This is a genomic window from Sphingomonas abietis (assembly GCF_027625475.1).
Lineage (GTDB): Bacteria > Pseudomonadota > Alphaproteobacteria > Sphingomonadales > Sphingomonadaceae > Solisphingomonas > Solisphingomonas abietis.
This window is the reverse complement of sequence record NZ_CP115174.1, coordinates 3,708,228-3,726,506: the sequence shown is the minus strand read 5'-3', so window position 1 is coordinate 3,726,506 and position 18,279 is coordinate 3,708,228. Positions and strand designations below refer to the sequence as shown.

At 68.0% G+C, this 18,279-nt stretch carries 17 protein-coding genes and 1 tRNA gene; 6 read left to right on the top strand and 12 right to left on the bottom strand.

Annotation, left to right across the window (positions count from 1 at the left end; translation table 11 throughout):
• Window positions 1-64: 64 nt before the first annotated feature.
• Entirely contained in the window at window positions 65-256 is a 192-nt protein-coding gene (locus PBT88_RS17455; RefSeq protein WP_270076577.1) for a hypothetical protein, read from the bottom strand.
• Between PBT88_RS17455 and PBT88_RS17450 the strand changes: the two genes are divergently transcribed.
• Window positions 246-2,411 carry an ATP-binding protein gene (locus PBT88_RS17450; protein WP_270076576.1) on the top strand — a complete coding sequence of 722 codons (2,166 nt, stop codon included), beginning with the start codon at window positions 246-248 and terminating at the stop codon, window positions 2,409-2,411. The genes PBT88_RS17455 and PBT88_RS17450 overlap by 11 nt on opposite strands.
• 24 nt (window positions 2,412-2,435) lie before the next feature.
• Here PBT88_RS17450 and PBT88_RS17445 read toward each other — a convergent pair whose 3' ends face one another.
• Window positions 2,436-3,068 (bottom strand): DNA-3-methyladenine glycosylase family protein, encoded by a 633-nt coding sequence (locus tag PBT88_RS17445; RefSeq protein WP_270076575.1) that lies wholly within the window; start codon window positions 3,066-3,068, stop codon window positions 2,436-2,438.
• Window positions 3,069-3,141: 73 nt separating this feature from the next.
• On the opposite strand from PBT88_RS17445, the gene PBT88_RS17440 reads away from it, so the two are divergent.
• Window positions 3,142-3,459 carry a 2Fe-2S iron-sulfur cluster-binding family protein gene (locus PBT88_RS17440; protein WP_270076574.1) on the top strand — a complete coding sequence of 106 codons (318 nt, stop codon included), beginning with the start codon at window positions 3,142-3,144 and terminating at the stop codon, window positions 3,457-3,459.
• A gap of 39 nt (window positions 3,460-3,498) precedes the next feature.
• Here PBT88_RS17440 and PBT88_RS17435 read toward each other — a convergent pair whose 3' ends face one another.
• Window positions 3,499-4,251, bottom strand: a complete 753-nt coding sequence (locus PBT88_RS17435) for a TrmH family RNA methyltransferase (protein ID WP_270076573.1) — start codon at window positions 4,249-4,251, stop codon at window positions 3,499-3,501.
• An 82-nt stretch (window positions 4,252-4,333) separates the two neighbouring features.
• Between PBT88_RS17435 and PBT88_RS17430 the strand changes: the two genes are divergently transcribed.
• A tRNA-Tyr gene (locus tag PBT88_RS17430) sits at window positions 4,334-4,419 on the top strand.
• Between the two features lie 93 nt (window positions 4,420-4,512).
• Here the strand turns inward: PBT88_RS17430 and PBT88_RS17425 are convergent.
• The 4 genes from PBT88_RS17425 to PBT88_RS17410 form a co-directional block, all read right to left on the bottom strand.
• A complete protein-coding gene (locus PBT88_RS17425; RefSeq protein WP_270076572.1) occupies window positions 4,513-4,665 on the bottom strand; it encodes a hypothetical protein in 153 nt (50 codons plus the stop codon).
• Between the two features lie 67 nt (window positions 4,666-4,732).
• A complete protein-coding gene (locus PBT88_RS17420) occupies window positions 4,733-5,578 on the bottom strand; it encodes an HpcH/HpaI aldolase/citrate lyase family protein (RefSeq protein WP_270076571.1) in 846 nt (281 codons plus the stop codon).
• Entirely contained in the window at window positions 5,575-6,027 is a 453-nt protein-coding gene (locus PBT88_RS17415; RefSeq protein ID WP_270076570.1) for a MaoC family dehydratase, read from the bottom strand. The genes PBT88_RS17420 and PBT88_RS17415 overlap by 4 nt, the downstream gene beginning before the upstream one ends.
• A 135-nt stretch (window positions 6,028-6,162) precedes the next feature.
• Complete coding sequence (locus PBT88_RS17410; RefSeq protein WP_270076569.1) at window positions 6,163-8,112, bottom strand: acetyl/propionyl/methylcrotonyl-CoA carboxylase subunit alpha; 1,950 nt, start codon at window positions 8,110-8,112, stop codon at window positions 6,163-6,165.
• 125 nt (window positions 8,113-8,237) lie between these two features.
• Here PBT88_RS17410 and PBT88_RS17405 point away from each other — a divergent pair, with 125 nt between their 5' ends.
• Window positions 8,238-8,621, top strand: coding sequence for a GIY-YIG nuclease family protein (locus PBT88_RS17405; RefSeq protein ID WP_270079303.1), 384 nt, complete (start codon window positions 8,238-8,240; stop codon window positions 8,619-8,621).
• Window positions 8,622-8,764: 143 nt separating this feature from the next.
• On the opposite strand, the gene PBT88_RS17400 is transcribed toward PBT88_RS17405, so the two are convergent.
• From PBT88_RS17400 to ypfJ, 5 genes are all read right to left on the bottom strand, one after another.
• Window positions 8,765-10,363 carry a carboxyl transferase domain-containing protein gene (locus PBT88_RS17400; RefSeq protein ID WP_270076568.1) on the bottom strand — a complete coding sequence of 533 codons (1,599 nt, stop codon included), beginning with the start codon at window positions 10,361-10,363 and terminating at the stop codon, window positions 8,765-8,767.
• 43 nt (window positions 10,364-10,406) lie between these two features.
• Window positions 10,407-11,576 (bottom strand): isovaleryl-CoA dehydrogenase, encoded by a 1,170-nt coding sequence (locus PBT88_RS17395; RefSeq protein ID WP_270076567.1) that lies wholly within the window; start codon window positions 11,574-11,576, stop codon window positions 10,407-10,409.
• Between the two features lie 60 nt (window positions 11,577-11,636).
• Window positions 11,637-13,853 (bottom strand): acyl-CoA dehydrogenase, encoded by a 2,217-nt coding sequence (locus PBT88_RS17390; protein ID WP_270076566.1) that lies wholly within the window; start codon window positions 13,851-13,853, stop codon window positions 11,637-11,639.
• A 108-nt stretch (window positions 13,854-13,961) separates the two neighbouring features.
• Window positions 13,962-14,942: an aldo/keto reductase gene (locus PBT88_RS17385; RefSeq protein ID WP_270076565.1), complete on the bottom strand. Its 981-nt coding sequence runs from the start codon at window positions 14,940-14,942 to the stop codon at window positions 13,962-13,964.
• Window positions 14,943-15,239: 297 nt separating this feature from the next.
• Window positions 15,240-16,157, bottom strand: coding sequence for a KPN_02809 family neutral zinc metallopeptidase (gene ypfJ, locus PBT88_RS17380; protein WP_270076564.1), 918 nt, complete (start codon window positions 16,155-16,157; stop codon window positions 15,240-15,242).
• Between the two features lie 113 nt (window positions 16,158-16,270).
• Between ypfJ and PBT88_RS17375 the strand changes: the two genes are divergently transcribed.
• Together PBT88_RS17375 and PBT88_RS17370 are read left to right on the top strand one after the other, a co-directional pair.
• On the top strand, window positions 16,271-17,413 hold the full coding sequence (locus tag PBT88_RS17375) for a patatin-like phospholipase family protein (protein ID WP_270076563.1): 1,143 nt from the start codon (window positions 16,271-16,273) through the stop codon (window positions 17,411-17,413).
• 39 nt (window positions 17,414-17,452) lie between these two features.
• Entirely contained in the window at window positions 17,453-18,235 is a 783-nt protein-coding gene (locus PBT88_RS17370; RefSeq protein ID WP_270076562.1) for a 3-hydroxybutyrate dehydrogenase, read from the top strand.
• Window positions 18,236-18,279 lie beyond the last annotated feature (44 nt).

Genomic DNA, 18,279 nt, shown 5'->3' with positions numbered 1-18,279 from the left:
TCGCAGGATGTGGGCAATATGCTACCTCCCGACACATACTGAAACATAATCGGCCGCCGGGCCGTCATTTTTCGACATCAGCGGGCAAGGCATATGCGGCACGAGGGGCGGTCAATCCGAAGAGGGCGGCGGTGGATGGCGGAACGGGCGGCAGATTCGCGATACCGGGCAGATGCGGCAGGGCGCCGGCCGAGATCGGGACGGGGCATGGTCTCGGCTGCCCGTTCGTCGCCTGGCAGGTGGTCATGACCACCATGGTCCGCCGGCGGGCGTGGCGGGAGCCGCCGATCGTCTTCCAGATCTTGGCGCTGCTGTTCGGCGGCCTGATCGTCGCGCAGCTGGTGACCTTGCTGTTGACGCTGGTGCTGCCGCCTGCGCCCCCGGTGCAGCATAGCATGAGCGATATCGTCGCGGCGTTGCGGCAGGAGGGGGGGCTGGCCAGGCTGTCACGCGTCGTCCAGTCCGGCCCGCCGGACGTGACGGGCGGCGGCTGGTTTACCTCCGAACAATCGCGCCATGATCTCGCGATGCGGATGGGGGCGGAGGATCGGGATGTGCGGCTGGCTTTCTACGCGCCGCTGCCCTTCGCCGGGATTACGGCGCCGCCATCGCTGCCGCTGGTGCCGATGCATCCGGCGAGCCAGATGCCGGCGCCGTCACCGATCCGGCCGCTGCTCAGGCCGATCGACTGGCAGGTGTCTTCCGATCCGCTCGGTTCGCGGGCGGCGCGGATGATGCCGGCCAGTCTCCTGCTGGTCGATCAGGCCGGCCCGCCGGCGGGTGGCGGTGGGGGCGGCTTTCCCGGCGGCGGCGCGCCCGGCGGCGGTTTTTCGGGCGGTGTGTTTCCGGGCAGCAGCTTCCCGGGTTTCGGTGCCGGCGGCGGGCTTCCAGATCGTGGGCGGGAGCGCGGCGGCCAAGCCGGCGATCCGGGATTCGGCGGGCGGGGCGATGGCACGCGGCCGGATCGCGCCGGTAGTGGTAGCGGCAGTGCGCCGTCACCCTCCGACCTCGATCGTCAGCCCATGCCCTCGCCCCAGCCGGTCTCTCCCTTCGGGCAGGCCGGCGGGCAGCCGGGCGGGCGGGCGAATGGCACGGCGCCGGGCGCCGCGGCGCCGCAGGACCGGCGCGGCTTCGCGGCTCGGCCGGTTCCCACCGAAGGCTTTGATCCCAGCCGGATGCCAGCGGAGCTTCCACCCCAGTCGGTCGAGCGGGCGGTCAGCGACCTGCCCGCCCATGTGCCGGCGGTGAAGCCCCCGGCACCGCGCCCGGTACAGGATATGCCCGCCACCATGGCGCCTGCTCAATCGAGGGACGGCGCCACCGCCGCCACCTCGTCCTCGGCGCCGCTGGCAGTGTCGAGGCGTGGCCGAAACACGGCAGACGTCACGGCCAATCCGCTGCCGATCGTGCCCCCGTCGCGTGCGCTGTTCGGCCTCGCGCCCGCTCCCTTTGTCGAAGGCGATTTCGTGGCGGCGCTCCGGCAGGCGGATGGCCGCTGGGTGGTCGTCCAGCCGATCGCGGCGGGCTTTCCCAATGCGTGGCAGCGGCGCGTGATGCTGTGGTTCGCGATCGCCTTTCTGCTCGTGGCGCCGCTCGGCTGGCTGTTCGCGCGCCGCATCGTGCGGCCGCTGGCCCGCTTCACGGCCGCTGCGGAACAGCTCGGTCGTGATCCTTCGGCGGCGCTGGTCGCGCTGGAGGGGCCGGCCGAGATCGGCCGCGCCGCGCACGCCTTCAACGTGATGCAGAATCGGCTGCAGAGCTTCGTCGACGATCGCACCGCGATGGTGGGGGCGATCAGCCATGATCTCCGCACCCCGCTCACCCGGATGCGCTTCCGCATCGAGGAGGTGGACGACGATGCGATTCGGGAAGGCATGACCGGCGAGGTGACGGAGATGGAGGACATGATCACCTCCGTGCTGAACTTCATCCGCGATGCCTCCACCCCCAATGTCCGGGAGCGCCTCGATCTGGGGCTGCTGGTGGAGGATGTGGCGCAGGACGCGGCGATGATCGGCGGCAGGGTGACGCTGGAGGAGATCGCGTCGGCGCCGGTCGAGGTCGATGTGCTGGGGATGCGGCGGCTGCTCGCCAACCTCGTGGAGAATGCGGTCAAATATGGCGACTGCGCGCGTATCCGTCTGGCGGTGGAGGAGGATGCGGCGATCGCCGACATTCGGGACGATGGCCCGGGCGTGCCCGAAGCCGAGCTGGAACGCGCGTTTGAGCCTTTCTATCGGGCGTCGAACGCCGAGGCATCCGGTCGGGGCGGGAGCGGGCTGGGCCTCGCCGTCTGTCGCTCGATCGCCCGCGCGCATGGCGGCGACGTGCTGTTGATCCGTTCGGAAGAGGGGTTTTCGGCGCGGCTCAGGCTGCCGCTGTCCTACGACGCGACGCCGATCGCCGCCTGACGACGACCCGGATGGAGCGGCGGCTCATATCGGTGCGCCGGATTTGCCGTTCATCGCATAATGATGCCAGGCGAAGATCGCCGCCGCGCCGCGATGCGGGCGCCAGGCCTCGGCCAGTTCGCGGGTCAGCTTCTCGCTGGGGCGCTCGTCCAGCCCGAGCAGGCGGCCGACCTCGATCTGCACCGCCAGGTCTCCGGCCGGCCAGATGTCGGCGCGCCCTTCGGCGAACAGCAGATAGATTTCGGCCGACCACCGGCCGATGCCCTTGATTCGGGTGAGATCGGTGATCGCCTGTTCGTCGCTGGCATCGAGGGTGGCGAGATCGAGCTCGCCCGATCCGACCAGACCGGCAAGGCTGCGCGCATAGCCGGTTTTCTGGCGGGACAGGCCGCAGGCGCGCAGTTCCTCGTCGGTGGCGGCGAGCAGCGGGGCATGGTCGGTCAGGTCGCCGAGCGCCGCCTCCAGGCGGTTCCAGACCGCACGCGCGGCGTGGACGCTGACCTGTTGCCCCACGATCGTGCGCAGCAAGGTCGCGTAGCCGCGCTCGGACAGGCGGGGTTGCGGCAGCCCGACCCGCTCGATCCCGCGCGCAAACGCCGGTTCGATCGCTGCCAGCGCGATCATGGAGGCGTGAAGCTGTTCGGCGGCGATGCCCAAGGGTTGTCCTCTTGTCTTGATTGCAGGCTTTCCCCATAGCCGCAGCCGAAACATCCGTCATCCCGAGGGACTTATGCCGAAATTGATCGTCGTCACCCGCGAAGGCCAGGAATCCACCGTCGAAGGCGAAGCCGGGCTGAGCGTGATGGAAGTGATCCGCGATGCCGGATTCGATGAACTGCTGGCGCTGTGCGGCGGCTGCTGCTCCTGCGCGACCTGCCATATCCATGTCGATCCGGCGTTCGCCGACAGGTTGCCGCCGATGAGCGAGGACGAGAACGACCTGCTCGACAGTTCCGATTATCGGACGGCGACGTCGCGCCTGTCCTGCCAGATCCCGTTCGGCGACTCGCTCGATGGCCTCAAGGTCACGATCGCCGAAGAGGATTGAGCGCCCACTGGCCCCTCCCTTCGCAGGGAGGGGCTGGAGTCAGCCCCGTGTCGCCGCGGCGTAGAGCGCAATCGCGGCGGCGTTGGAGATATTGAGGCTCTCTATCTTCGGCGAGATCGGCAGCTTGGCGAGCACGTCGCAATGCGCCTCGGTGTTCTGGCGCATGCCTTCGCCTTCCGCCCCCAGCACCAGCGCGATCTTGCCGGGCACCAGCGCCTCGCCGAGCAGCACGTCGGTATGCCCGGTGAGGCCGACGCGCCAATAGCCGGCGTCCGCCATCTCATCGAGCGCGCGGGCGAGATTGACCACGCGTATCCAGGGCATCGTCTCCAGCGCGCCGGAAGCGGCACGGGCGAGCGCGCCCGATTCGGGGGGGGCATGGCGATCCTGCGTGACGATGCCGAGCGCATCGAACGCCACCGCCGAGCGCAGCACCGCCCCGACATTGTGCGGGTCGGTCACCTGGTCGAGCACCACGATCGGCCGGCGATCGTCCGGCCCGGCGGCCAGCTCGAACAGTTCGTCCAGCCATTTGTCGGGCAGCGGATCGCATTCCAGCACCAGCCCCTGGTGGGGGGCGTCGTTCGGCACCATGCGGCCGAGATCGGCGCCTTCGGCATATTGCACCGGAAAATGGGAGGGGGAGAGGCCCAGCGCGGCGATCGCCTCGTGGGTTCCCCAGAGTTTGCGGACGGTCCGCTCCGGATTGGCGAGCGCCGCGGTGACGGCGTGGCGCCCCCAGAGACGGACGCGACCGGAGGAGACGGCGGATGGACGATGACCTTTGCGCATAATGTGGGCGCTTTTCCACGGACGTGCGTTGACAGGCAAGGACTCATTCGCCAATAGGCGCGCCTCGCCCCGGCGGAAACGCGGAAGGGTGGCCGAGTGGTTAAAGGCAGCAGACTGTAAATCTGCCCGTGCAAGCGTACACTGGTTCGAATCCAGTCCCTTCCACCACTTCGCCGGGGCGATACCCTTCAGGACATCGGCGATGCGCTTCGGGCGCTGCACGGGGCACCGGGTGAGACGTTGCACGGGACATGGCGCCGGCTATTTTTGCGGCGCGGTGTCGGTGGTCGGGTGCTGGCGGCTCAGGATGCCGCCGGCGACGACGATCCCGGCGATCGCCAGAATGATCGCACCGACGATCAGGGCCAGGAACGGCCGGTTGGCCTTGCGTGGTGCGCGTCCATCTTCGGTCATGACATCTATCTCCCGCTGGTGATACCTATCGGGGGAAATCCGCCCGGGGCTCAAAATGTTCCGGATTTTACCCGCCGGCCTGCGTCAGGACATGCCGCGCCTGCTTGAGATGCGGCGCGTCGATCATCCGGCCGTCGAGCGGGAGCACGCCGGCATCGGGGTTGGCGGCGAACGCCTCCACCACCCGGCGGGCCTGGGCGATCGCGGCGGCCGACGGGGTGAAGGCGGCGTTGATCGTCTCGATCTGGGCGGGGTGGATCGCCATCATGCCGGTGAAGCCGTCCCGCGCCGCCCGCGCGGCATAGCGGGCCAGCCCGTCGCCGTCGTGGAAAGCGGGGAACACCGTCTCGATCGCCGGCACGCCGGCCGCATGGGCGCCGAACAAGGTGAACGCACGGGCCATCTCATAGGGCGCCGTATAGCGGCCATCCTCCTCGCGGCTGGTGGTGGCGCCGATCGCGGCGGGCAGATCCTCCGCGCCCCAGGTCAGCCCGGCGAGGCGATGCGCGACCGGGCCATAGCTGCCGAGCTGGAAGATCGCGGCGGGCGTTTCGGTCGCGATCGGCAGGATCGGCACGAAGAGGTCGCGCGCCGCCATGCGATTGGCCAGCGCCTCGACCGAGACGGCGCCCTCCGCCTTGGGCAGCACGATGCCGTCCGGCTTGCCGGCGGCGATGACGTTCAGGTCGAGGTCGACGTCCTTGCCGTCGAGCGGATTGACGCGGACGAACAGCGTCGCGCGCCGCTCCGCCGTGGCCAGGAAGCGGGCGACCTCGTCGCGCGCCCTCGGGCGGTTATCGGCCGCCACGGCATCCTCCAGATCGAGGATCAGCGCATCGGCGCCGAAGCCGAGCGCCTTTTCCATCCGCTCGGGGCGGTCGCCGGGGACGAAGAGCAGGGAGCGGAGCCTCATGCGGGTTTCCTGTGCAGCAGTGCGGATCGCGTGCAGCGGCATACCACATCGCCGCGCTGGTTGATCAGCTCATGCTGGAAGGTGACGACACCGGCCTGCGGGCGCGACCGGCTGTCCTTGAGCGCGATCACCTCCGAGGTGGCGCGCATCGTGTCGCCGAGGAACACCGGCTGCGGCATGACCAGCGCATCATAGCCGAGATTGGCGACCAGCGTGCCGAGCGTCGTCTCGCCGACCGACAGCCCGATCATCAGCGCGAAGGTGAAGGTGCCGTTGACGAGGATCTGGCCGAACTCGCTGGCCTTGGCGGCCTCCGCATCGATGTGGAGCGGCTGCGGATTGTGGGTCATCACCGAGAAGAGCAGATTGTCGGTCTCGGTGACGGTGCGGCGGATCGGGTGCTCGACCCGGTCGCCGATCTGCCATTCGTCATAATATCTGCCGGTCATGCCTGGCTCCCGTCCTTATTGTCCCGATCTCGATCCCGATGACCCTGATCCCGTTCGGGCTGAGCCTGTCGAGGCCCTGTCCTTCTTCCTGTGCGAAGGGCGGCCCTTCGACAGGCTCAGGGCGAACGGGCGGGATTATGCCGCCGGCTCGATCGGCTCGATCCGGGCGAGCAATGTGCCTTCGGAGACCTGCGCGCCGGCCGCCGGGCCGAGCTCCGCGACGATGCCATCGAACGGCGCGAGCAGCGCCTGCTCCATCTTCATCGCCTCGATCACGACGACGCGCTGGCCTTTGGCGACCGCATCGCCCGCCGCGACCTCGACCGCGACGATGCGGCCGGGCATCGGGGCGGTGAGGGTGCCGTCGGAGAGCGAGGCGCCCGCGCTCGCATCGTAGCGCGTCTTGATGGCAATTTTCTCGCCGTCATCGAAAACATACAGTCCGGCCTCGGCCGGTTCCGTGGAGATCCATTCCTCCGTCCAATCACCCGTCATGGGGACCGTCTCTCGCTTGTTGTCGAGGAAGAACGACGCTGAAAGTTCGGGATCGGCATTGACACGGAAACCAAGGCATTCGCGCCATATGTTGCCGGCGCAAGGGGCCGCCAATTCGCTGGCAATCGTTCCGTAGCTTCGGCCGTTTAAAGATCGAACGCTCTGAATGAGCAGGGCGATACCCGCTTGGCGTTTCAGCTTGTCTGTCACGGGCGTGAGATCCGTCAGCGACCGCTCCTCGTTCCCGATGAAGCCTGTCGTCACTCCGCCCGATCGAAACTCGGCGCGACGGAGCAACCGTGCGAGGAAGCCGGCGTTGGTTGCGATCGGGGCTACTTCAGTGCCCGCACATACCTCTGCCAGCCCATCAACCGCCGCCGTGCGCGTGCTGGCATGCACGATGATCTTGGCGATCATCGGGTCATAGAATGTCTGGATCACGTCGGTACGGTTGAGACTGCTTTCGATCCGCACATCGATGCTGCTGGGGCTCGGGATAATCCAATGGTCGATTCGACCAGCGCTCGGCAGGAACCCCCTGGCCGGATCCTCCGCATAGAGCCGCGCCTCGATCGCCCAGCCGTCGATCGCGAGTTCGTGCTGGCGCTTGGGCAGCGGCTCGCCCGATGCCACGCGGAGTTGCCATTCGACCAGATCCTGCCCGGTGATCGCCTCGGTCACCGGATGCTCGACCTGCAGCCGCGTGTTCATCTCCATGAACCAGATGCGGTCGGCACGCAGGCCTTCGGAGGCGTCGGCGATGAACTCGATGGTGCCGGCGCCGACATAGTCGACCGCCTGCGCCGCCTTCACCGCCGCCGCGCACACCGCGTCGCGCGTGGCCGCATCCATGCCGGGGGCGGGGGCCTCCTCGATCACCTTCTGGTGGCGGCGCTGGAGCGAGCAGTCGCGCTCGAACAGGTGGACGACCTGGCCGTGGCTGTCCCCGAACACCTGCACCTCGATATGGCGCGGGCTCAGGATATATTTCTCGATCAGCACGCGATCGTCGCCGAAGGAGGAAGCCGCCTCGCGCTGGCAGGAGGCCAGCGCATCGGCGAAATGCTGCGCAGCATCGACCCGCCGCATGCCCTTGCCGCCGCCACCGGCGACCGCCTTGATCAGCACCGGATAGCCGATCGCATCGGCCTCCGCCTGCAGCCGTTCCGGCGACTGGTCCGGCCCAAGATAGCCGGGCGTGACCGGCACGCCGGCGGCGATCATCCGCTGCTTGGCGGCATCCTTGAGGCCCATCGCGCGGATGCTGTCCGGATGGGGGCCGACCCAGACCAGCCCGGCCGCGATCACGTCCGCCGCGAAATCCGCATTCTCGGAGAGGAAGCCATAGCCGGGGTGGATCGCCTGCGCGCCGCTGGCCTGGGCGGCGGCGATGATCCGCGCGCCGACCAGATAGCTTTCGCGCACCGGCGCCGGCCCGATCAGCACCGCCTCGTCGGCCGAGCGGACATGGAGAGCGCCGGCATCGGCCTCCGAATAGACCGCCACGGTGCGGATGCCGAGCCGCCGCGCGGTGCGGATGATCCGGCAGGCGATCTCGCCGCGATTGGCGATGAGGAGGGAGGTGATCATGGGTGCAATGGTCCGTTGCCGTGGGGCTGGGCTTTCCTGGCGTCGACGCTGAGGGGGCGCTGGAGCCGAGATCCTGAAACAAGTTCAGGATGACGAGGAAGGGGATTGGGTTGCCTCTTTCCGTCATGCTGAACTTGTTTCAGCATCCCGCCAGACGGTTTTCCCGGAGACCTGCGGTGGATCGCCAACCTTGCGTCTATATCCTCGCCAACAAGGCGCGTGGCACGCTGTATGTCGGCGTCACCTCGGCGCTGATCGCGCGGCTTCACCAACACCGCAGCGGCAGCGTGCCGGGCTTCACGACGCGCTACGGCGTGCGACGTCTCGTCCATTATGAGATGGCCGACACCATGGAGGCCGCGATCCTGCGCGAGAAGCAGCTGAAACGCTGGCATCGCGACTGGAAACTCAACCTGATCGAGCAACATAACCCGCATTGGGAAGACCTGGCCGTGGGGCTGGGCCTTCCTCCGCTTCCGCGTGAAGGGCGCGTTGATGCGGAACCCTGAAACAAGTTCAGGGTGACGAAGAGGGGGGAGCAGGTGGAGGCTGCCATTCTCTGGTCGCGCCTGCCCCTCCACCACCCGGCTGCGCCGGGCGGTCCCCCTCCCCGAGGCAAGCTCGGGGAGGACTGAGTGGACCGTGCGCGCGCTCACATCCGGAACACGCCGAAGGCCGGGCGTTCGGCAACGGGGGCGTTGAGGCAGGCGGCGAGGCTCAGTCCCAGCACGTCGCGGGTCTGGGCCGGGTCGATGATGCCGTCGTCCCACAATCGCGCCGTGGCGTGCCAGGGATTGCCCTCGTCCTCATATTTTGCGCGGATCGGGGCCTTGAACGCCTCGGCCTGCTCGGGCGTCCAGCTCTCGGCGTCGCGGTGGACCGTCGCCAGCACGCTCGCCGCCTGCTCGCCGCCCATCACCGAGATGCGGCTGTTGGGCCAGCTGAACAGGAAGCGCGGCGAATAAGCGCGCCCCGCCATGCCGTAATTGCCGGCGCCGAAGCTGCCGCCGATCAGCACCGTGATCTTGGGCACGCTGGCGGTGGCCACCGCCGTCACCAGCTTGGCGCCATGCTTGGCGATGCCCTCGGCCTCGTACCTGCCGCCGACCATGAAGCCCGAGATGTTCTGCAGGAACAGCAGCGGCACGCGGCGCTGGCAGGCGAGCTCGATGAAATGCGCGCCCTTCACCGCCGCTTCGGAGAACAGCACGCCGTTATTGGCGAGGATCGCCACCGGCATCCCCCAGATATGGGCGAAGCCGCAGACCAGCGTAGTGCCGTAGAGCGGCTTGAACGCGTGGAATTCGGACCCGTCGACGATCCGGGCGATCACCTCATGGACGTCGTAGGGCGCGCGGACATCCTCGGGGATCAGCCCGTACAGCTCCTCGGCAGCGAATTTCGGGGCGCGCGGCTCCTTCAGCGCGATGTCGGGCGTGCGATCGGCGGGCAGGGTGGCGACGATATCGCGGATGATGGTCAGCGCATGCTCGTCATTCTCGGCGAGATGATCGACCACGCCTGATTTCCGGGCATGGAGATCGCCGCCGCCGAGATCCTCGGCCGAGATCACCTCGCCGGTCGCCGCCTTCACCAGCGGCGGGCCTGCCAGGAAGATCGTGCCCTGCTCGCGCACGATCACGCTCTCGTCGGACATCGCCGGCACATAGGCGCCGCCCGCGGTGCAGCTGCCCATCACGCAGGCGATCTGCGGGATGCCGAGCGCCGACATCTGCGCCTGGTTGAAGAAGATGCGGCCGAAATGCTCCTTGTCGGGGAAGACCTCGGCCTGGTGGGGCAGGTTGGCGCCGCCCGAATCGACCAGATAGAGGCAGGGCAGCCGGTTCTCGCGAGCGATCTCCTGCGCGCGCAGATGCTTCTTCACGGTCAGCGGATAATAGGTGCCGCCCTTCACCGTCGCGTCGTTGCAGACGATCATGCACATCCGGCCGGAGACGCGGCCGATACCGGCGATCATGCCGGCGCCGGGCACCTCGCCGCCATATTCGCCATGCGCGGCGAGCTGGCCGATCTCGAGAAAGGGCGAGCCCGGATCGAGCAGATGGCCGACGCGATCGCGCGGCAACAGCTTGCCGCGCGCGACATGGCGCTCACGCGAGGCCTCCGGGCCGCCCAGCGCGGCAGTGGCGACGTCGGCGCGCAGCCTGTCGGCGAGCGCGCGGTTGTGCGCGGCGCGGCGGCGGAAATCCTCCGAGGAGGGATCGACAAGAGTGGTGAGAGGCGCGCCCATCAGAAAGATACCTCCCCGGCACGGGGAGGGGGACCAGCCGCCATCACTGCGCCCTCGGGGCGTCGTGGCCGATCAGTTCGCGGCCGATCAACATCCGTCTCACCTCGTTGGTCCCCGCGCCGATATCGAGCAGCTTGGCGTCGCGGGCATAGCGCTCGACCGGCCAGTCCTTCGTGTAACCCGCGCCGCCGAGCGCCTGAATCGCCTCGTTCGCCACCTTCACCGCATTCTCCGAGGCGAGCAGGATCGCGCCAGCGGCATCGTAGCGCGTCGTCCTGCCGGCATCACAGGCGCGCGCCACCGCATAGACATAGGCGCGCGACGAATTGAGCGCGACGACCATGTCGGCGACCTTGCCCTGCATCAGCTGGAAGGTGCCGATCGCCTGCCCGAACTGTTTGCGTTCCCGCACATAGGGGATGACGGTATCGAGGCAGGCCGCCATGATGCCGAGCTGGATGCCGGAGAGCACCACGCGCTCATAATCGAGGCCGGACATCAGCACCTTGGCGCCGCCGTTCAGCGGCCCCATCACATTCTCGCCCGGCACGAAGCAATCGTCGAACACCAGCTCGGCCGTGGGGCTGCCGCGCATCCCCATCTTGTCGATTGTCTGGCCGATGGAGAAACCGGCGAAATCCTTCTCGATCAGGAAGGCGGTAATGCCCTTCGATCCGGCGTCCGGCGCGGTCTTGGCATAGACCACCAGAGTATCGGCATAAGGCGCGTTGGTGATCCAGAATTTGGTGCCGTTGAGCCGATAGCCGCCCTCCACCGCATCGGCGCGCAGCTTCATGCTGACCACGTCCGATCCGGCGCCGGCCTCGGACATGGCAAGGCTGCCGACATGATCGCCGGAGATCAGCTTGGGCAGATATTTCGCCTTCTGCTCGGGGGAACCCCAGCGGCGGATCTGGTTGACGCACAGATTGCTGTGCGCGCCGTAGGAGAGGCCGACCGAGGCCGAGGCGCGGCTCACCTCCTCGCAGGCGACGACATGTTCGAGATAGCCGAGGCCGAGGCCGCCATACTCCTCCTCGACGGTGATGCCGTGGAGGCCGAGCGCGCCCATCTCCGGCCACAGTTCGCGCGGGAAGCTGTCCTCCGCATCGATCCTCGCGGCGATCGGCGCGATCCGATCGGCCGCGAAGCGCGCGGTGGTGTCGCGGATCATGTCCGCATGTTCGCCGAGGGCGAAATCGAACGCCTGCATATGCTCTCCGATATTATTTTGGCGGGCTGATAGCGCAGGCGCGCGGCGAAGGACAGGGTGTCAGCTCTTTGCCGGCGCCAGTTCGTCCGCCGCGAAATCGTCGACGGCGATGACGGTGGCGATGGCGGCGTCGGCCTCCTCGAGCCGGGCACGGTCGTCGTCCGACAGCCGGTCGGGGCCGGCCGCGTGCCAATCCTTGATGCGCGCCTTGCGCAGGCGATCGCGGATCGGCTGGGTCTCGGTGACGAGCGTGAAGGCCTGTTCGAGCTTCGCCACCGCATCGTCGCCCCGGCCGCGATAGATGTCGGCGGTGAGCCGGTCGCGCGCCGCGGAGGGCGTGGTGATGACCGCGGCGGTCTTGCGGATCAGCCAGTCGGACGGGCCGTGGCGACGGCGACCGAACGGCATGATGAAGATCCTCAGCATCCAGCGCACCGCGCGGCTCGGCATGTTGGCGATCAGTTCGTCGAAGCGCTGCTCGATCGTCAGGAAGCCGGCCTCCATGCAATAGCGCAGCAGCACCCAGTCGCTGTCCTGCCGGCCCTCATCCTCCCAGCGCTTGAGCGCGGCGGAGAGCAGATAGAGTTCGGACAGGATGTCGCCGAGCCGCGCCGACAGCAATTCGCGGCGCTTGAGCTCGCCGCCGAGCGACAGGAAGGCGATGTCCGACACGAAGGCGAAGGCGGCGGAGTAGCGGGAGAGCTGGCGATAGAAGCGCTTGGCACGCCCGGCTTCGGGGGCAGGCGCGAAGGCGCCGCCGGTCCAGCTGCGCGCGAAGGCCCGGATCGCGGTCTTGAGCGCATGGGCGACATGCTTCCACACCACCGCATCGAACCGGGTGAGCGCCAAGGCGCGATCCTGCTCGCCGATCGCGCGCACCTCGTCGAGCAGATAGGGGTGCGAGCGGATCGCGCCCTGGCCGAACACCATCAGCGAGCGGGTGAGGATATTCGCCCCCTCCACCGTGATCGCGACCGGCACCGAGCGGTACGAATTGCCGAGATAGTTGCTCGGCCCGTCGATGATCGCCTTGCCGCCATGGACGTCCATCGCATCGTTGACGACGATCCGCATCCGCTCGGTGGCGTGCAGCTTCATCACCGAGGAGATCACGGCGGGGTGATGGCCCTGGTCGAGCCCGGCGCAGGTCAGCCGGCGCGCGGCATCGAGCAGATAGGCGTTGGCGGCGATCCGCGCGAGCCGCTCCTGCACGCCTTCGAACTCGGCGATGGCGACGTTGAACTGCGAGCGGACGCGGGCATAGGCGCCGGTGGTGTAGGCGGCGAAGGCGGCGGCGGCGGCCGATTGCGAGGGCAGCGAGATGCCGCGCCCGGCGGCCAGCGCCGACATCAGCATCCGCCAGCCCTGGCCGACGCGCTCGCGCCCGCCGATGATGTGATCGAGCGGGATGAATACGTCATGGCCTTCGTTGGGGCCGTTCATGAACGCCTGCATCGCGGGCAGATGGCGGCGGCCGATCTCGACGCCGGGCAGATCGGTGGGGACGAGGCCGACGGTGATGCCGATCTCCGCCTCGCCGCCCAGCAGCCGATCGGGATCGGAGAGCTTGAAGGCGAGGCCGAGGATGGTCGCGACCGGGCCGAGCGTGATGTAGCGCTTGTGCCAGTTGAGGCGGATGCCGAGCACCGTCTCGCCCTGCCATTCGCCATGGGCGACGACGCCGCTATCGACCATCGCCGCGGCATCCGATCCGGCCTCGGGCGAGGTCAGCCCGAAGCAGGGGATTTCGCGTCCGTCGGCCAGCCGCGGCAGCCAATAATCCTTCTGCGCGTCGGTGCCGAAGGTCATGATCAGCTCGCCCGGCCCGAGCGAATTGGGCACCATCGCGGTGACCGCGGCGGCGGACGAGCGGGTCGAGAGCTTGCGCACCACCTCGCTGTGGCCGAGCGCCGAGAAGCCGAGGCCGCCATAGCGCTGGGGGATGATCATGCCGAAGAAGCGCGCGCGCTTGAGCAGATCCCAGGCGGCGGGCGGCAGGTCATGATCCTCGAAGGTCGCCTTCCAGTCGTCGACCAGCGCGCAGAGTTCCTCCACCGGCCCGTCGAGAAAGGCGCGCTCTTCGTCCGAGAGGGCGGCGGGCGGCACCGCGAGCAGCTGGTTCCAGTCCGGATTGCCGGTGAACAGCGCGGCGTCGAGCCAGGTGTCGCCGGCGTCGATCGCCTCCGCCTCGGTTGTCGACAAAGCGGGCATCACCCCTTCCACGGCCTGGAAGACCGGGCGGGTGACGATATCGCGGCGCAGCGTGGTGGCGGTCATCGGCGATCCTCTCTCTTTGGGAATGCAACGCAATCCCGGCCAGAGAGGTCCATGAACGGCCGGAATGCCGCCTGGGCTCCTGCCTGTGCGGGAGCCCAGGACGGCGCGTCAGTCGAAGCCGACGACGGCGTGGGGCACGTAGGGCGCCTCCAGCCGCGCGATCTCGTCGTCGCTCAGCTCCAGATCGAGCGCCGCGATCGCATCGTCGAGATGACCGGGCTTGGAGGCGCCGACGATCGGCGCGGAGACCTCGGGCTTGTCCAGCACCCAGGCGAGCGCGACCTGCGCGCGGGGCACGCCGCGCTCCTGCGCGATCGCGGCCACCGTCTCCACCACCTTGCGATCGGCATCGGCGGTGTGGGCGTAGAGCGTCTTGCCGAACTGGTCGGTCTCGGATCGCCCGGTGGTCTCGTCCCAGTCGCGGGTCAGGCGGCCCCGCGCGAGCGGGCTCCACGGGATCACGCCGACGCCTTCTGCCTCGCACAAAGGCAGCATCTCGCGCTCCTCCTCGCGATAGAGCAGGTTGACGTAGTTCTGCATGGTGACGAAGCGCGTCCAGCCATTCTGCTCGGCGACGTGGAGCAGGGTGGCGAACTGCCAGGCATACATCGACGAGGCGCCGATATAGCGGGCCTTGCCGGCCTTCACGACATCGTGGAGCGCCTCCAGCGTCTCCTCGATCGGCACGTCGTAATCGAAGCGGTGGATCTGGTAGAGATCGACATAGTCGGTGCCGAGCCGCTTCAGGCTGGCGTCGATCTCGCTCATGATCGCCTTGCGCGAAAGCCCGGCGCCGTTCGGCCCCTTGTGCATCCGGCCATGCACCTTGGTGGCGATCACCACCTCGTCGCGGGGGATGAAATCCTTGAGCGCGCGGCCGACAATCTCTTCCGAGGTGCCGTCCGAATAGACGTTGGCGGTATCGAAGAAGTTGATCCCGGCTTCCACCGCCTGGCGGATCAGCGGCCGGCTCTTCTCTTCGTCGAGCGTCCATTCGTGGGTGCCGCGATCCGCCACGCCGAAGGTCATGCAGCCGAGGCAGAGCGGCGAGATGTCGAGCCCGGTGTTGCCGAGCTTGCGATAATCCATGAGGGTCTCCTTGCGACGCGAACCGGCGGTGCGGCAATGCCACATGCCGGGGGGAATAGGCTGGGTGCCTGGGCCAAGAGATAGGGCGTCATCGCGTCATCGTCATGCCGGCAGGACGATTTCGATGCCGCTTTTTTGGGCGAGTTGCGGGCGGCGAGGTGCGTGGGGCGACCGTGGGGCTTGGCCTTCGACTGCGCTCAGGCCGAACGGGGGTGGGGAGCGGGGTTGTAGGTCCATGGAGGCGGGGCGATCCGCTTCAATCCCCTGAATGGCGATCCGCCCCGGCCGCACCCGCCATCAGCCGTCGGCGCCGACCTTGAACGTATCGCATTGGGCGGGATCGCCGGAGTCGATGCCGCGCTTCAGCCACTTCATCCGCTCGGCGGAGGTGCCGTGGGTGAAGCTGTCCGGCACGACGCGGCCCTGCGCTTCCTGCTGGAGGGTGTCGTCGCCGATTGCGTGCGCCGCCTTCAGGCCGCCCTCGACGTCGCCCGGCTCGATCCGGTCGCGATTGTGCGCCGCCCACACGCCGGCATAGCAATCCGCCTGAAGCTCGATCAGCACCTGGGTGGCATTGCCCTGCTTGGTCGACTCATCGCGTTGCTGCGCCGTCGCCTGGGCGAGCGTGCCCAATTCGTCCTGGACATGGTGGCCGACCTCGTGGGCGATCACATAGGCCTGGGCGAAATTGCCGGAGACGCCGAACTTGTTCTGCAGCTCGTCGTAGAATTCGGTGTCGAGATAGACGCGCTTGTCGTTGGGGCAATAGAATGGCCCCATCGCCGATTGCGCGGCGCCGCAGCCGGAACTGCCCTCGCGGCTGTAGAAGATCAGCGCGGTGGGGGTGTATTGGCGGCCCTCCTGCTGGAAGATCGCGCTCCACGTATCCTCGGTGCTGGCGAGCACCTGGCAGGAGAATTTGCTGGCGGCGTTGGCGGCGCAGGCCTTGGCGGCGCCGTCATGGCTGATCGTCGGCTGGTTGCCGGTGGGCAGCGCATTCTGACCGCCGCCCATCAGCGCCATCGGGTTGCCGCCGAAGATCAGCGCGCCGATGATCAGAACGACGATACCGCCGATGCCGAAGCGGCTGGCGACGAAGCCGAACAGCAGCGGGAACAGTCCGCCGCCGCCACCGAAGCCGCCGCCGCCGCCGCCGTAATTCTGGTCGCGCTCGTCGCCGACATTGTCGCTGGTCCGGTAATCGTCGAGCTTCATCGCCTGTCCCCGCCAAGATGGCCCGCAGCGACAATGCGCCGACGCAGGCTTCGTTGCAAAATGGTCATGAACCTGTGCTTGATGCATCGCAGCAGAAGGGACAGATTGCCGCCATGTCGGACGCCGATCTCCGCGACAGGAATGCGCCACTCCCGTTGCCCGCGCATGTCGCGCTGGTGCTCCAGGGCGGCGGCGCGCTGGGTTCGTTCCAGGGCGGCATCGCCGAGGCGTTGCATGATGCGAGCATCCCGATCGACTGGGTGGCCGGGATCTCGATCGGCGCGGTCAACGCGGCGCTGATCGCCGGCAACCCGCCCGAGCGGCGGGTCGAGCGGCTCAAGGCGTTCTGGGCGACGGTGACCTCCGCGCTGCCGAGCTTTCCCTTCCCCTTCGCGACCGACCAGATGCGCGAGCTGCTCAACGAATGGTCGGCGACGGCGGTGGCGACCGCCGGCGTTCCGGGGTTCTTCTCGCCCCGCGCCTGGCCGCCGATGATGGCGGTGCCGGGCACGATCGAGGCGCTGAGCTTCTACGACACGACGCCGCTGGTCGAGACGCTGAACGCGCTGGTCGACTGGGATCTGCTCAATGACGGGCCGATCCGCCTGTCGGTCGGCGCGGTCGAGATCGAGAGCGGCAATTTCTATTTCTTCGACACCACCAAGGAGCGGATCGACCATCGCCACATCATGGCGTCCGGTGCGCTGCCGCCGGGGCTGCCGCCGGTCGAGATCGACGGCAAATGGTGGTGGGACGGCGGCGTCGTCTCCAACACGCCGCTCAGCCATGTGCTCGACAACCAGACCGAGGACATGCTGATCTTCCAGGTCGATCTGTTTTCGTCGAAGGGGGTCATGCCGCGCACGATCATGGATGTCGCGGCCCGGGCCAAGGAAATCCAGTATAGCAGCCGCACGCGGGCGATCTCGGATCAGGCGATGCGGACCCGCAAGCGGCGCGAGGTCGCCGCCCGCGTGCTCGCCAAGCTGCCCCCCGAATGGCATGACGATCCCGACGTGAAGGAACTGACCGCGATCGCGCATGAGAATGCGGTGGCGCTGGTCCAGCTGATCTACCGCGCGACCGACTGGGAAGGCGGATCGCGCGACTATGAATTTTCCGAACGCACCCGGATCGAGCATTGGGACGCGGGGCGCGAGGCGATCCTGCGCACGATCGGCAAGGCGGGCGTGATCGCGCACGACATCGTCGGCCGCCATACCGTCGTCTTCGACACCAACCGCGCCGACAGCTGAACCCGTTCCTGGCCTGCATTTCCTGAAAGGAGAATTCGCATGTTCCTCAAGGGCAAGACCGCGATCGTCACCGGCTCCACCTCGGGCATCGGCCTCGCTTACGCCAAGGCGCTGGCGGCCGAAGGCGCGCAGGTGATGATCAACGGCTTCGGCAATGCCGATGCGATCGAGACCGAGCGCGCCGCGCTCGAGGCGACCAGCGGCAAGGCGCTCTACAGCGATGCCGACATGACCAAGCCCGATGCCGTCGCCGCGATGGTGCAGCGCTGCCACGACGAGCTGGGCGGGCCGGACATCGTGATCGCCAATGCCGGCATCCAGCATGTCGAGCCGATCGAGAGCTTCCCGATCGAGAAATGGGACCAGATCATCGCGATCAACCTCACCTCGGCCTTCCTGCTGATGCGCGCCGCGATCCCGTTCATGAAGGAGCGGAAATGGGGGCGGATCATCTCGACCGCGTCCGCCCATTCGCTCGTCGCCTCGCCGTTCAAGTCGGCCTATGTCACCGCCAAGCACGGCATCGCCGGCCTGACCAAGACGGCGGCGCTGGAACTCGCCACCTTCGGCGTGACGGTGAACTGCATTTCGCCCGGCTATGTCTGGACGCCGCTGGTCGAGAACCAGATCCCCGATACCATGAAGGCGCGCGGCCTGACCCGCGAGCAGGTGATCAACGAAGTGCTGCTCGATACCCAGCCGACCAAGCAGTTCGTCACGCCCGAGCAGGTCGCCGCGCTGGCGCTGTTCCTGTGCCGGGACGAGGCGGCGCAGATCACCGGCTCCAACTACTCGATCGACGGCGGCTGGACGGCGGAGTGATCCCGATCCCGGCCGGCCTTGTCCGAAAGCGCTGGCGCGGGCGG